At 69.3% G+C, this 13,912-nt stretch carries 13 protein-coding genes and 1 riboswitch; of the genes, 7 read left to right on the top strand and 6 right to left on the bottom strand.

Features of this window, described 5'->3' with window-relative positions; all coding sequences use genetic code 11:
• Positions 1–378: 378 nt before the first annotated feature.
• Positions 379–879 (top strand): MGMT family protein, encoded by a 501-nt coding sequence (locus INE98_RS01880; protein ID WP_293517635.1) that lies wholly within the window; start codon positions 379–381, stop codon positions 877–879.
• Positions 876–1,376, top strand: coding sequence for an SRPBCC family protein (locus INE98_RS01885; RefSeq protein ID WP_293517637.1), 501 nt, complete (start codon positions 876–878; stop codon positions 1,374–1,376). The genes INE98_RS01880 and INE98_RS01885 overlap by 4 nt, the downstream gene beginning before the upstream one ends.
• A 597-nt stretch (positions 1,377–1,973) precedes the next feature.
• On the opposite strand, the gene INE98_RS01890 is transcribed toward INE98_RS01885, so the two are convergent.
• Positions 1,974–2,657, bottom strand: coding sequence for a YHYH protein (locus INE98_RS01890; RefSeq protein WP_293536087.1), 684 nt, complete (start codon positions 2,655–2,657; stop codon positions 1,974–1,976).
• A gap of 432 nt (positions 2,658–3,089) precedes the next feature.
• On the opposite strand from INE98_RS01890, the gene INE98_RS01895 reads away from it, so the two are divergent.
• Both INE98_RS01895 and prs read left to right on the top strand, forming a co-directional pair.
• On the top strand, positions 3,090–4,583 hold the full coding sequence (locus tag INE98_RS01895; protein ID WP_293536089.1) for a thymidine phosphorylase family protein: 1,494 nt from the start codon (positions 3,090–3,092) through the stop codon (positions 4,581–4,583).
• On the top strand, positions 4,580–5,473 hold the full coding sequence (prs, locus tag INE98_RS01900) for a ribose-phosphate diphosphokinase (RefSeq protein WP_293536091.1): 894 nt from the start codon (positions 4,580–4,582) through the stop codon (positions 5,471–5,473). Before INE98_RS01895 ends, prs begins: the two co-directional genes overlap by 4 nt.
• Before the next feature lie 6 nt (positions 5,474–5,479).
• Here prs and INE98_RS01905 read toward each other — a convergent pair whose 3' ends face one another.
• The gene (locus tag INE98_RS01905) at positions 5,480–6,484 is read right to left on the bottom strand and encodes an NAD(P)-dependent alcohol dehydrogenase (protein ID WP_293536092.1); all 1,005 of its coding nucleotides are present in this window, start codon (positions 6,482–6,484) and stop codon (positions 5,480–5,482) included.
• Between the two features lie 124 nt (positions 6,485–6,608).
• A riboswitch (yybP-ykoY riboswitch) is annotated at positions 6,609–6,756 on the top strand.
• Between the two features lie 58 nt (positions 6,757–6,814).
• On the opposite strand from INE98_RS01905, the gene INE98_RS01910 reads away from it, so the two are divergent.
• Positions 6,815–7,390, top strand: a complete 576-nt coding sequence (locus tag INE98_RS01910) for a TMEM165/GDT1 family protein (protein ID WP_293536094.1) — start codon at positions 6,815–6,817, stop codon at positions 7,388–7,390.
• 188 nt (positions 7,391–7,578) lie between these two features.
• On the opposite strand, the gene INE98_RS01915 is transcribed toward INE98_RS01910, so the two are convergent.
• Together INE98_RS01915 and INE98_RS01920 are read right to left on the bottom strand one after the other, a co-directional pair.
• On the bottom strand, positions 7,579–8,481 hold the full coding sequence (locus INE98_RS01915; RefSeq protein WP_293536095.1) for an SAM-dependent chlorinase/fluorinase: 903 nt from the start codon (positions 8,479–8,481) through the stop codon (positions 7,579–7,581).
• Positions 8,478–9,740, bottom strand: a complete 1,263-nt coding sequence (locus INE98_RS01920; RefSeq protein WP_293536097.1) for a serine hydrolase — start codon at positions 9,738–9,740, stop codon at positions 8,478–8,480. Before INE98_RS01920 ends, INE98_RS01915 begins: the two co-directional genes overlap by 4 nt.
• Positions 9,741–9,755: 15 nt before the next feature.
• Here INE98_RS01920 and INE98_RS01925 point away from each other — a divergent pair, with 15 nt between their 5' ends.
• Together INE98_RS01925 and INE98_RS01930 are read left to right on the top strand one after the other, a co-directional pair.
• Positions 9,756–10,700 carry an alpha/beta hydrolase gene (locus tag INE98_RS01925; protein WP_293536098.1) on the top strand — a complete coding sequence of 315 codons (945 nt, stop codon included), beginning with the start codon at positions 9,756–9,758 and terminating at the stop codon, positions 10,698–10,700.
• A 74-nt stretch (positions 10,701–10,774) separates the two neighbouring features.
• Positions 10,775–12,100, top strand: coding sequence for an acyl-CoA dehydrogenase family protein (locus tag INE98_RS01930; RefSeq protein ID WP_293536100.1), 1,326 nt, complete (start codon positions 10,775–10,777; stop codon positions 12,098–12,100).
• Between the two features lie 43 nt (positions 12,101–12,143).
• Here the strand turns inward: INE98_RS01930 and INE98_RS01935 are convergent, their stop codons facing one another.
• Together INE98_RS01935 and purU are read right to left on the bottom strand one after the other, a co-directional pair.
• Positions 12,144–12,911: a Sir2 family NAD-dependent protein deacetylase gene (locus tag INE98_RS01935; protein ID WP_293536101.1), complete on the bottom strand. Its 768-nt coding sequence runs from the start codon at positions 12,909–12,911 to the stop codon at positions 12,144–12,146.
• A 94-nt stretch (positions 12,912–13,005) separates the two neighbouring features.
• Positions 13,006–13,848: a formyltetrahydrofolate deformylase gene (purU, locus tag INE98_RS01940; protein WP_293536103.1), complete on the bottom strand. Its 843-nt coding sequence runs from the start codon at positions 13,846–13,848 to the stop codon at positions 13,006–13,008.
• Positions 13,849–13,912: the final 64 nt, after the last annotated feature.

Consider the following 13,912-nt stretch of genomic DNA (forward strand, 5'->3'; position numbering starts at 1 on the left):
ATGGAGATGTTTTCCGAAGGCCTCTACGCGAATAGATTTTCCCGGAATTGCCGGTCAAAGATGCAGAAACGAGAATGCCGCGGGCGACTGTAGTGACCGGATTCGAGATGTTCTCGCGATTTTTCGAACGACCACAAAGGGGTCGGTTGCTGAAGGGCAGGAATTCTTCGCAACCGGCGTCGAGCCGCTGTGCTGCTTTCGGGATCGCTCGCGGGTCCGGTTCATGGCCGAGAATGGGTGGAATTCGGAATGGCAGTTCCTGTTGCCACGCGTGGGTCTAGCTGCGGCGCAATCTGATCAAAAAGTGAACAAACTGCTCTTATTCCGCCACGATTGGTGATGCGGTAAGCCTTCGTTCGAATCGGAGCGACCGACCCTATGGCAAAACGAAAGACCGCGCTGGAACACCTGAACAACGGGCGCGAACCGCACATCGTTCATATGATTCCGCCCGGTGCGCCCGGCTATCGTGAGGCTGATGGCGGGGCGATGGTTGTCTCTTCCCCATCGGAGGTGAACGCCATTGTGCGCACTCTCAGGCCGGGCGAGGTCGTTACGCTCGACGACCTTCGCGCTGCGATCGCCCGTCGTCATCAGGTCGCGGTGGCCTGTCCAGTTTCGACCGCGATATTCCTCAATATGTGCGCCCGTGCAGCAGAGGAGCAGCGCGCAATTGGTTTGCCTGAAAGTGAGCTTACGCCCTGGTGGCGCGTGCTAAAGAAAGGCGGCTTTCTCAACCCTAAATGCCCCGGCGGCACCGAAGCGCAGCAGGCGCTGCTGAAAGCCGAGGGCGTGCGCGTTTCGCCGCTGCGCAAAAAGCCTGCCGTTTTCGACTTTGCCGAGCGGACGCCGACCGACCCACTGGAGCAGCGCGCATGATCCGGAAGACCTTGCTGGCGCTTGTTGTGCTTACATTGCTTGCCCTCGGCGGACTTTATGCCTGGGGTCTGTCAATCCCCGCCACCACGAAAGCCGAGCGCGTTGTGCAATTCGCAGCGACGCCCGAACAGGTCCATGCTCGCATCAGCGACGTTCGTGGCCAACAGGAGTGGCGTAGCGATATCGGTAAGGTTGAAGTCAGCGGCGACGGTCAGCGATGGGCCGAGTTCCCAGACGACGGAAGCACGCTTACCTTCCGGTTGATCGAGAGCCGTCACGCAACCACCTTCGCCATCACTTACAAGTCATCGGTTGGCTTTGAGGGACTTTGGCGCGCCGAGCTTGAGCCCAAGGGCAACGGCACACAAGGCCTGTTCGTCGAGGAGGTTACGATTCCAAATCCTCTCCTCCGCGGAATTGGTCGTCTGGCCAATCCGTCGGGTCAGCACCTCGACCTTTACCTAAAGGACCTCCGACGCGTAACCGGATCCCAATGATGAAGCGCGGCTGATCAAGGCAGCTATGGGGTCGGTTCCCGAACGGCAGCTTTTTTGCAGACGCGAGGCAAAGCTGCCAAGCTATGCCAAATCGGAATTCAATACGGTGTGCGACCCTTCCCTACGCGAATGCCGGCCAGATCCGCGGGGCAATTCGTATAGAGCCTATTGCGTCGGCTCTTGGGGATAATGTCAGCGAAACTGCCAGCGGGCTCGAAGGCAAAGAAGCGAGGAATGTACGGCCAGTCGGGTGTCAGAACGTAGTGCCAGACTTTGGCCGGGTAATCCGACACGCGATAGGTTGCGTCGGCCTGGATCCCATTCCGTTCGTCCAGGAGCGAAAATCGTGCCTTACCGGCATTGAGCTTTGCGGCAGTGAGGCCGTGGTAATCACCGCCCGAGATGAGGGTCCGCCGAATAAGGTCGCTCTTTGCCTCCGGATCAAAGGCGTAATCCTGGACGAAAAGGCCGTCGTAGAGCCCGCTTGGCGTGAAGTCCGGGTTGGTAAGGTCCAGCGCGCGCCGCTTGCCAGACCGCAGGATGTAGCCGGAGAAAAAGAAGCTCTCTATGTCACCATTTGTCTGGGTGGCCCGGTAGTCAGTGACGGGGTAACCATCGGCGGAAAAAGCCTACAAGGAGCGCCCCAGTCTTGCCATGCCTCTTGCGCAGCAGAGCCGTGAGCATTCGCGGATAACCGTGATAGTGGAACATCCCGCTCGGCTGGACGTGTCCCGCAATCGCATCCGGAACGCCGACGATCCGCGAAACGGTCGGATGCATGACCTCGTATTCCCAGCCGGAGCATTTGTTATCAAAGGCATTGTTCGGGTCGGGAACGCCGCCGTCATACCAGGGACCCGACGGATCCAGGATCACGCCGTCGAGAGCAACCCCAAAAGGGATCATATTGAGGGCCCACGGCTCGTCGTTCGGTCCGGGAACTACCTGCCCGCGCCCGCGGTCCTGCACCTCAAGCGCATAGCCTTCCTCTCCGAGGGCGAGCCGATCATTAATCCCGAACGGATCAGCGGGATTGGGAAACAAGGACCGCGGCTCGACCACACCATTATCGGAGGGATAGCGGCCTAACGGCCCGGCGCGCCCAGTGAAGCGCAACGAACCCATGGCGTTCGTCCCGGGGGAGATGTGCTCGACCATCATCATGGTATCGAGATCCGCCGACAAGGCGCGGGCGTTACTGGCCCAGAGGAGCCCGCCTGCGACACCGGCCGAGGCAACCGCGAACGACGACAACAGCAGATTACGACGACCGATCGACACGAGCTTGCTCCTCATTGAACCGACATTCCCCAGATGAACGCTGGGTTGAGGCTAGATCTGCCGTTGTTTTGGGATTGAGGCCGCAGGCAACATCCGCTGTTGTGATGGGCATGGTCCCATCCGAACCGGAGTTTCCGCCGGAGCCCGGGGCCGGCGCTCCCGACCCCTCGCTGGCGCAGGCGGAACAGAGGAGTGCGATCGCAAACGCGGCAGCGCTGATCTTGCAGGCGGCGGGCCAGGTTGGCTTCATGTCAGGCACTCCCTCGGGCGTCGCTGGCGCGACGGTCGGTCACATGGCCTAGCGCTGGAGTGTGGAGGGATCATGTGCGTCTTCCCGGGCAAAAGAGGCGCGATGGCCCCGAGGCGCCCCCGCAGGCGCCCGGAGATTGCCCCGGTCGCTACAGAGGTCGATGATCGTCGCCGGAGACCCGCATGCAACTCACCGTCCGGCCCCTGGCCATCGACACCTTCCGCGAGAACACCGTGCTCCTGTCCCGGGACTGCCAGGCCCTGCGGCCCGAACGGCTGGCGGGGGTGCGCAAGGTCGAGGTCAGCGCCGGCGGACGCACCCTGATGGCCTCGGTGGTGATCTGCGACGATCCCGCTCTGGTCGGGCCGGACGAGGCGGGGCTGACGGAACCCGCCTTCCGGCGGCTGGGGGTCCCGGCCGGGGCCGCGGTCCGGATCACGCCGGCGCCGCCGCCGAAGGGCGCCGCCGCCCTGCGCGCCAAGATCGCCGGGGAAACCCTGACCGCCGCCCAGATCGACGACGTGGTCCATGACCTGGCCGACAACCGCTGGTCGGACATCGAGATTTCGGCCTTCCTGGTGGCCTGCGCCAGCTTCATGACGGCCGAGGAGACCCTGGCCCTGACCCGTGCCATGGCCGGCGCCGGGCGGCGGCTGACCTGGAACCGGCCCCTGGTGGCGGACAAGCACTGCATCGGCGGGGTTCCCGGCAACCGCACCTCGCTGATCGTCGCGCCGGTGGCCGCGGCGCATGGCCTGATCACTCCCAAGACCTCGTCCAGGGCCATCACCTCCCCTGCCGGGACCGCCGACACCATGGAGGTCCTGGCCCGGGTGGACCTGGACGAGGACGAGATGCGCGCCGTGGTCGAGCGCTGTGGCGGCTGCATCGTCTGGGGGGGCCGGGTGAACCTGTCGCCCGTGGACGACGTGCTGATCTCGGTGGAGCGGCCCCTGTCCCTCGACACGCCCGAGCAGATGGTGGCCTCCATCCTCTCCAAGAAGCTGGCTGCGGGCTCAACCCCCCTGCTCCTCGACCTGCCCTCTGGCCCGGGGTCGAAGATGCGCGAGCCCGGGTCGGCCCTGCGGCTGCGAAAGCTGTTCGAATTCGTCGCCGACCGGGTAGGCCTGACGGTCGACATCGTGGAGACCGACGGCTCGCATCCGGTGGGGCGCGGGGTCGGCCCGGCCCTTGAGGCCCGCGACGTCCTGGCCGTCCTGCGCGGCGAGGCCGGGGCGCCAGCCGACCTGAGGGAGAAGTCGATCCGCCTGGCCGGGCGGCTGATCGAGCTGGACCCCGACTGCCCGGGTGGGTCGGGGGAAGCGCGGGCCCGGGAGCTGATCGGGAGCGGCGCAGCCCTCGCCAAGCTGGAGGCCATCGCCGAGGCCCAGGGCCCGTCTCCCCTGGCCGGCGGGCTGACGCCGGGACGCCTGGTGTGCGAAATCCCCGCCGCCCGGGACGGAACGGTCACGGGCGTGGACTGCCTGAGGATCGCCCGGATCGCCCGTCTGGCCGGGGCGCCGACCGACCCCGGGGCGGGGCTTGACCTCCTGAAGCGCCGGGGCGAGACCGTGCGCCAGGGCGAGCCCCTCTACCGGCTGCACGCCGAGGACCCGTCGGACTTCGCGCTGGCCTGCGAGGCGGCGGGCGAGGACAGCGGCTTCGCCCTCGCATGAGCCCGGAAGTCCACGCCTTTCCCGACGAGGCGGCGCCCGCGGGGCGCTTCGCCGACGCCCTTGGCCTGCCGCTGAATCTCATCCGACCCCACGCCTTCCCGGACGGGGAGTCGAGGCCCACCGTGACGGCGACCGCGGGGTCCGCCGCCATCCTTTACCGCAGCCTCGCCCGGCCGGACGGCCGCCTTATGCCCCTGCTTCTGGCGGCGGACGCCCTGCGGCGGGCCGGAGCGACGCAGGTCGACCTGGTCGCGCCCTACCTGCCCTACATGCGCCAGGACCGGGTCTTTACGCCGGGCGAGCCCCTCAGCCAGGCGGTGATGGGGCGGGTGCTCAGCGAGGCCTTCGACCGCATCCTGACCCTGGAGGCCCACCTGCACCGGACGCCTGACCTGGCGGCGGTCTTTCCGGATCGACCGGCCCGGAATGTCGGCGGCGCAGGGATTCTGGCGGCGGCCCTGGCGCGCCTGACGCCCCGGGTGGACCTCGTCGCCGGCCCGGACTCCGAGAGCCTGGCCTGGGCCTCGCAGGTCGCCTCGCACATCGCCGCCGGCCTTCTCGTCGCCCGCAAGCAGCGGCGCGGAGATCGCGACGTCAGCGTTCAGTACCCGGACGATATCCGCCTGCGGGGGGCGCACGTGGCCATCGTCGACGATATCTGTTCGAGCGGCGGCACGCTGATGGCGGCCGCCCGGGCCCTGAAGGCGGCCGGGGCGTCCAGGGTGACGTCCGCCGTCGTTCACGGCCTCCATGACGCCGACGTCGTCCGCGCCCTGAAGGCGTCGGGGATAGATCGGCTCATCGCCACGGACTCCGTCGCCGGGCCGGGGCGGCGCCTGCCAGTCGCCGGCGCCCTGGCCCTCGCCTGGCGGGAGATGGACGCGGCCTAAGCGGCCTCAGATCTCCAGGCAGATCTTCCCAAAGTGCTTCTGCGAGATCTGGTGGGCGAAGGCGGCGGCGATCCCGTCCAGGGGGAAGGTGGAGTCGATGACCGGTCGGATCGTCGAAACCTCCAGGGCCCGGATCATTTCCTCCTGCTCCTGGCGGGAGCCGACGGTGACGCCCTTCACGGCGACATTCTTGGACATGATCACGGCCGTCGGCACCTCGCCGGCGAAACCCGCCAGCACGCCGATCAGCGAGACATGGCCGCCGATCCGGGTGGCCGTGACCGACTGGGCCAGGGTGCCCGCCCCGCCAATCTCGACCACCACGTCGACCCCCCGCCCGCCGGTCAGGGCCGCGGCGGCGGCGCCCCATTCCGGGGTCTGGCGGTAGTTGATCAGGTGGTCGGCGCCCAGGGCCCTCAGCTTCTCGAGCTTCTCGTCCGAGGAGGAGGTGGAGATGACGGTGGCGCCCGCCGCCTTGGCCAGCTGCAGGGCGAAGATGGAGACCCCGCCCGTGCCCTGGGTCAGGACCACGTCGCCGGGCTTGATCCGCGCCTCGACCATCAGGGCGCGCCAGGCGGTGAGGGCGGCGCAGGGCAGGGTGGCGGCCTCGGCGAAGGACCAGCCCGCAGGCATGTGGGTGAAGGCGCGGGCCGGCATGGCCACAAGCTCCGCCGCAAAGCCGTCGGCATGGTCGCCGGGCACGCCGATCAGCCGCTCCAGCATCGGTCCGCCCGTCGCCCAGTTGGGGAAGAAGGTCGACAGGACCTTGTCGCCCGGGGCGTAGCCCGTCACCCCCTCGCCCACCGCGACCACCTCGCCGGCGCCGTCGGACATGGGAATCCGTCCGTCGGCGGCGGGCAGCATGCCGGCGACGACCGCGAAGTCATGGAAGTTCAGCGAGCTCGCGCGGACCCGCACCAGGAGCTCGCCGGAACCGGCGACGGGATCGGCCCGCTCTTCGATGACCAGCTTGTCCAGCCCTCCCGGGGCCTTCACGGCGGCGACTTTCATGGGCCTCTCCCTGACTGGCCCCCGCGGGGCCGATGTGTTCCGGCGCGCACAATGGACACTCCGGCGCGCATCGCAAGATCACGCGACGTCAGCCCTTGCGCCCGGGCTTTGGCGGGCGTAACCGAAAGACGTCAAAGGGGAGTAGCCCTCCGCCATCCCCGGCGGGCCCCTGCGTCAACACACTTGGCCGGCATGGCCATGGCGCAGGGAGAACGGTCCGTCCTTTCAGGGCGGGGGTTCGGGCGAGACCGATGGCGCTGCGGCCCCGTTCCGTCGGGCGGGGGCTGTTGCGACCATTGGATGTCTCGCCGCCCGACCCGGAACTGATCCTTGGAACCCTTCCTCACCTCCACCGCCATCGTCACCCTCGCCGAGATCGGCGACAAGACCCAGCTGCTGGCCATCGTCCTGGCGGCCCGCTTCGTCCAGCCCTTCCCCATTGTGGGTGGAATCCTCGTGGCGACCCTGGCCAACCACTTCCTGGCGGCCCTCATCGGCGCCCAGGCGGCGGCCTTCCTGCAGGGCGACATCTTCCGCTACATCATCGCCCTGTCCTTCATCGCCATGGCCGCCTGGACCCTGGTCCCGGACAAGCTGGACGAGGACGAACCCCTGAAGGCGCCGGCGAGGATGGGCGCCTTCCTGACCACCACCGTGGCCTTCTTCCTCGTCGAGATGGGCGACAAGACCCAGCTGGCCACCGTCGCCCTCGGCGCGCGGTTCGAATCCGCCCTCATCGTCACCCTGGGCACGACCCTGGGCATGATGCTGGCCAACGTCCCGGCGGTCTTCCTCGGCCACGAGATCCTGAAACGGGTGTCCCTGACCCTGGTCCGCCGGATCGCCGCCGGCCTCTTCCTGGTCATCGGCGTCTGGATGATCGTCCAGACGGCGGGCTGGGTCTGAGGCCCGGCGCCAAGGCGGTTGCTCCCCCGAGGGGGAGCTCCGACCGAAGGTCGGTGAGGGGGTCAATCCCCCTCGCCGTTGACCCCCTCCGGCCCGCATTCGCGGTCCACCTCCCCCTCAAGAGGTGGAGGAATTAGAGCGCGATTGCTCCCCCGAGGGGGAGCTCCCGGCGAAGCCGGGTGAGAGGGTCAGCGGCGGCGGGGGATGAAGACCTCGACACCGGGGGCGACCCCGCGGGCAGCGGCGTAGTTCCCCATGTTGAGGGCGAGGCTCATTCGCCCCCGGGAGTCCGGGTAGAGCAGCACGGCGCCCTCCGGCACGTCGCTGAAGGTACGGACATAGGGCGCCGGCTCCGGCCGGCCGGCGACGGTCAGAGGCACGGTCTCGCCCAGCCGCCAGCCCAGGCCCGCGAAGGCCTCGGCGGAGAGGTCGAGGATCAGATTGCCATAGGGCCCATCCGTGCCGATCGCCCGGGCGTGGACCCCGTCCGCGCCCATCCGGGGCGGGGCGAGGTCCAGCCGGATCAGGGTCTTCGGGTCGATTTCTGGCCCGACCCCCCGCCAGTCGTCGCCGCGGGCCAGGCGCCCGACCACCGGGGCGAAAATGTCCCGCCCGTGGAAGGTGGAGGACCGGCGGGCGCCGATCATCCAGGACTCCGCCGTGATCTCGCGGGCCTGGACGATGGGATCGGTCGCGTCGAGCAGGGTGATCAGGCCGTTGTCCGGCAGAACCAGGCTCTGGCCCCGGCGGGTCCGCGCGACGATGGCGCGGCGGGTCGACCCCACCCCGGGGTCCACGACGACGAGGATCACCGCATCCGCCGCCAGCCAGGGCGCCGAGCCCGCCAGGAGGCGCGCGCCGGCCTCGACGTCATAGGGCGGGACACGGTGGGTGATGTCGAGGAGCCGGGCGTCCGGGGCGAGGGAGAGGATCACCGCCCGGCAGATGGCGACGGCGTCGTCGATCTCGTCGAAGTCCGACAGGAAACCCACCATCCGCCCCGGGGCGGCGGCGCGCACCGGGCCTGCGACGAGGGGCAGGACGAGGCCGGCGGCGAGCAGCCCACGCCGGGATGGGCGAGGGGCGCTCATGCTGCGGGCGTCCGGAGGGCGGCGTACAGACGCCGGATGCTGAGCTCCCGAACAGGGGGGCTCCCGGCGCCGGGGATGCTGCCGTTGAGGTTCTGGATCATGCCCACGAAGACGATGTCGTTCGTCGGGTCGATCCAGAACCAGGTGCCGAAGGCTCCGCCCCAGTAGTAGGTGTCGCGACCCTGGGGGGTCCCGGCGGCGGCGGGGTCCTCGATCACGGCGAAGTCGAGCCCGAAGCCCGTCCCGGACTGGGCGGGGCCGTAGAGGTCCACCTTCACGCCGGGCGCCAGGACGCTTCGCCGCATGAGCCGGACGGTCTCGGGCTTCAGAATCCGCGCGCCCTCCAGTGCGCCGCCGTTCAGCAGGGCCTGGGAGAAGCGGAAATAGTCCGAGGCCGTGGACAGGAGGCCCCCGCTTCCCGACAGGAAGACCGGCGGCGTGACCGGTATGGCCTGGGGCGGACCTGCGACGATCCGGCCCTCCCGGTAGGTATGGATTCGGGCGACCCGGGCCGCCTTGGCCGCCGGGACATGCAGGCCGGTGTCGACCATCTTCAGCGGTCCAAAGACGTGGCGGTCGAGATAGGCGTCCAGCCGCTCGCCCGAGAGCCGCTCCACCACATGGCCCTGGATGTCGACGCTGGGGCCATACCGCCAGTCCGACCCGGGCTGGGCGGCGAGCGGCAGGGCGGCGAGGCGGCGGATCATCTCCTTCAGGTCCCCGGCCCGCAGGCCCGCCTGAGCGTAGCCGGCGCTGACGTCGAAGCCGGCGGTATGGCCCATCAGCTGGGCCATGGTCATGGGCGAGGCCTGGGGGACGAGACTCCCGTCCGGCGCCTTCACCTTGAGGCCTGCGAACTCGGGGATGTGCTGCTCGACGGGGTCGTCCAGCTTCCAGAGGCCCTTCTCCCAGAGCTGCATCATGGCCACGCCGGCCACGGGCTTGGTCATGGCGGCGATCCGCCAGATCGTGTCCGGCCGGGCCGGGGCGCCGGTCTCCACGTCCGCCAGGCCCCGGGTCTCGAAGTGGAAGACCCGACCCTTTCGCGCCGCCAGGGTGGTGACCCCGGCCAGCTGGCCGCGGTCCACCAGATCCTGCAGCTCCGCCGAGAACGCGTTCAGCCTGGACGGATCGAACCCCGCCGCCCCGGGCGGGACCATGGGCAGGGACGGGGCGGAGGCCAGGACGGGAGCGCCGAGGGTCGCCAGGGGCGCAGACGCAGCGGCGGCTGCGAGGAGGTTGCGGCGGGAGAGGCGCATGGGCATGTTTCCGGGATGAGACTGAGACTGTCGCCTGCGATCCTGCACGGTCCCGCCGGGATTGCGCAACCTTGGGGCCGGCGCCTTCTGGCCGCGGCGGCGGCCGGGTTCGTCTTCTGGCCCGGCGGAGCGGCCCTCGCCCAGAGTCCCTGCAGCGGCCTCGCGCCCGGGGCGGACCGGCCGGTCCGCAACCTGGCCTATCAGCCGCCGACCCCCGACCTGCCCCGGTCCGTGCACCTGCTGGACCTCTGGCCCGGCGCGACCCCCACGCCCGCCCCCCTGGTGGTCTTCGTCCATGGCGGAACCTGGATGCACGGGGGCAAGTATGCGGGTACGCCCGGCCAGGCGAGGGCCTTCCGGAAGGCCGGCTACGCCTACGCCACGGTGAACTACCGCCTGCTCCGGCATGGCCCCCCCCAGGAGGCGGCGCGGGACATCGCCGAGGCCGTGGCCTTCCTGAGGCGGGAGGCGAAGGGCTGCGGGCTGGACCCGGAGCGGATCATCCTGATGGGGCATTCGGCCGGCGCCCATCTCGCCGCCCTTGTGGCCCTGGACGAGTCCTATCTGGAGGCGGCTGGCGTCCCCTCGCAGACGGTCCGCGCCGCCATCCTCCTGGACGCCTACGGCCTGGACATCGCGCGCCACGTCCGCGAGACGGGGGACCGGGTCTACGCCCGGGTCTTCGGCCCCGACCCCGCCGGCTGGACCGCCATGTCGCCGGTCAGTCACGCGGTCCCCGGTCGCCGTCCGCCCCCGATGATCCTGCACGTCGTGGCCGGCAATCCCGAGACGCCGGGCCAGGCCGAGGCCTTGGCCGGCGCCCTGCGCGCCGCCGGCGGCGAGGCGGAGGTTCACGCAGCCCGGCGCGAGAGCCACAACAGCCTCAACTATGGTTTCGGCGCCGAGGGCGATGCGACCACCCGCCTCACCCTGGACTTCCTGGCCGCCTGGGTGCGCTGACCCCGGGCTTGTCAGGACCCGACGCCGCGGCCTTAACTGCGCGCAGACATCAGACCGGACAGGAAGGAACCTCCATGAACGCCCCGACGCCCCCGACCACGGGACCACTGACCTTCGGGTTCAACCCGCACGACGACATGAACGACCTGCGGATGAGCGAAAAGGCGACGCCGCTCTACGAGCACGTCAAGCGCTTCATCGCCGAAACGGTCGTGCCCATGCAGAAGGAGTTCCAGGCCTTGGGCGAGGGTCATGCCGACCGCTGGAGCTTCGCCCCCGGCCAGCTTGAGGTTCTGGAGAAGGCCAAGGACCAGGCCAAGAAGGAAGGCCTCTGGAACTTCTTCCTGCCCGACGCCGAGACCGGCGAGGGCCTGTCCAACCTCGACTACGCCTACATCGCCGTGGAGCTGGGCAAGGCGCCCATGGCCTCGGAGGTCATGAACTGCTCGGCGCCCGACACCGGCAACATGGAGGTGCTGGAGCGCGTCGGCACGCCCGAACAGAAGGAGCGCTGGCTGAAGCCCCTGCTGAACGGGGAGATCCGCTCGGCCTACGCCATGACCGAGCCGGCGGTGGCCTCCTCCGACGCCAAGAACATCGCCACCCAGGCGGTGCTGGACGGCGATGAGTGGGTGATCAACGGCGAGAAGTACTACATCTCCGGCGCCGGCGACCCGCGCTGCAAGATCATGATCACCATGGTCCGCACCAATCGCGACGCCCCCCCGCACAAGCAGCAGTCGCAGATCCTGGTGCCCATCGATGCGCCCGGGGTGGAGATCCTCGGCCCGATGCACGTCTTCGGCGAGGACCATGCGCCGCGCGGCCACATGCATATCCGCTTCACCAATGTCCGGGTGCCCAAGTCCAATGTCCTGCTTGGCGAGGGCCGGGGCTTCGAGATCAGCCAGGTCCGCCTCGGGCCGGGCCGGATCCACCACTGCATGCGCACCATCGGCAAGGCCGAGCGGGCCCTGGACCTGATGGTCCGCCGGGGCCTGTCCCGGGAGGCCTTCGGCCGCAAGATCGCCTGGCTGGGCGGCAATGTGGAGATCATCTCCCGCGCCCGGATCGACATCGAGGCCATGCGCCTGATGGTGCTGAAGGCGGCCCGCGCCATGGACGTGCTCGGCAACCGCGAGGCCCGGGTCTGGGTGTCCATGGTCAAGGCCATGGTGCCGGAGCGGGCCTGCCAGATCATCGACCAGGCCATCCAGATGCACGGCGCGACAGGCATCTCCCAGTGGACGCCGCTCGCCTCCATGTACACCGACGTGCGCCACCTGCGCTTTGCCGACGGCCCGGACGAGGTCCACCACCTGGTGGTGGGCCGCAACGAGCTGCGGGCCTACGAGGGCGGCGCCGAGGAGGTCTCCGCCTCGGTCGCCTTGAGGACCTGAGCCTGCAGCGCGGTCCCCGGGGCGGCGCCCGCCGCCGCGGGGATCAGCCTGGAAAGTTGGCCGGGACCACCTCGGACAAGGTGGGGCCGATCTCGTCGTAGACGACGAGGTGGGCATGGTCATCCAGGTCCGTAGGGTCGCGGTTGACGATCACCAGCCGGGCGCCGGCCCGCCGCGCCTGAATGGGAAAGCCCGCCGCCGGCCAGACGGTCAGGCTGGAGCCCAGAACGAGAAACAGGTCGCAGGACAGGGTCTCCTCCTCCGCCCGGCGCATGGGCCCTTCCGGCATGGCCTGGCCGAAGGAGATGGTCGCCGTCTTCACGATGCCGGCGCATTCCCGGCAGGCGGGCAGCTCGCCCCGGACCTCGAAAGCCGGGCGCAGGTCCTCGATCTCGTGGCGCAGGCCGCAGGACAGGCAGGTGGCGTAGCTGGCGTTGCCGTGCAGCTCGATCACCCGGTCGGCGGGAATGCCCGAGCTCTGGTGCAGGTTGTCGACATTCTGGGTGATGACCGAGGTCAGCCGCCCGCTCTCCCACAGTCGGGCGAGGGCGAAATGTCCGGCGTTGGGCTCGCGGCCCGTCCAGCCGGCGCGGCCCTGGAAGGCCCGGGCCCAGGATTCCCGGCGCTTCTCCTCGCTGTTCACGAAATCCTGGAACAGGATCGGCTTCATCCGGCTCCAGACCCCGCCCGGCGAGCGGAAGTCCGGAATTCCGGATTCCGTGGAGATTCCGGCCCCGGTGAAGGCCACGATCCGCTCAGCAGACCGCAGCACCTCCGCCAGATCCCGCCGTGTCGCCGATCTTCCGCCCACGTCCATCCTCCGCGCTGCGCCGCCAGACCCCGAATTCAGGACAAGCGCCCGACGCGCGCAAGGGGGAAGGCGGGGTCGGGAGCCCGGTTCCCCGTCAGTCGGTGAACACCACCGTCTTGCGGCCGTTCAGGAGGACCCGGTCCTCCAGCACCCAGCGCACCGCCCGGGCCAGGACCCGGCGCTCGATGTCGCGGCCCTTGCGCACCAGGTCCTTCGGCTGGTCGCGGTGGCTGATCCGCTCCACGTCCTGCTCGATGATCGGGCCCTCGTCGAGGTCGGGGGTGACGAAGTGGGCGGTGGCGCCGATCACCTTCACCCCCCGGGCGTGAGCCTGATGATAGGGTCGCGCGCCCTTGAAGCCGGGCAGGAAGGAGTGGTGGATGTTGATGCACCGCCCGGCCAGGTGCAGGGCCATCTCCTCCGACAGGATCTGCATGTAGCGCGCCAGGATGACGAGGTCGGTCCCCGTGGCGGCGATCAGGTTGCGCAGCCGCGCCTCCTGGTCGGCCTTGGTCTCGGGGCTCACCGGCAGGTGGTGGAAGGCGATGCCCTTGAGATCCGTGTGCGGAAAGCTCGCCTCCGGATGGTTGGAGACCACCGCCGAGATATCCATGGGCAGCTCGCCCTGCCGCCAGCGCCAGATCAGGTCGGCCAGGCAGTGATCAGTCTGCGAGGCCAGGATCATCACCCGCCGCCGGTCCTCGGGATCGCGCAGGGTCCAGTCCATGGCGAGGTCCGCCGCCAGGGCCTCCAGCCCCGGCCGCACCGCCGCCGCCCCGCCCGGGCCGGGGGTGAAGACCACGCGCATGAAGAAGCGGCCGGTCTCGCCGTCATCGAACTGCTGGGCGTCGACGATGTTGGCGCCGTGCTCGAAGAGCAGGGTGGAGACGCGGGCCACGATGCCGGGCCGGTCGGGACAGGACAGGGTGAGGATCACGCAGGGGCTCCCGGGACGGGGCGGCGGATACCGCGAAAGGCGTCGGCTGGGAAGGCGGGGGCGT

This window comes from Phenylobacterium sp. (assembly GCF_020253645.1).
GTDB lineage: Bacteria > Pseudomonadota > Alphaproteobacteria > Caulobacterales > Caulobacteraceae > Phenylobacterium.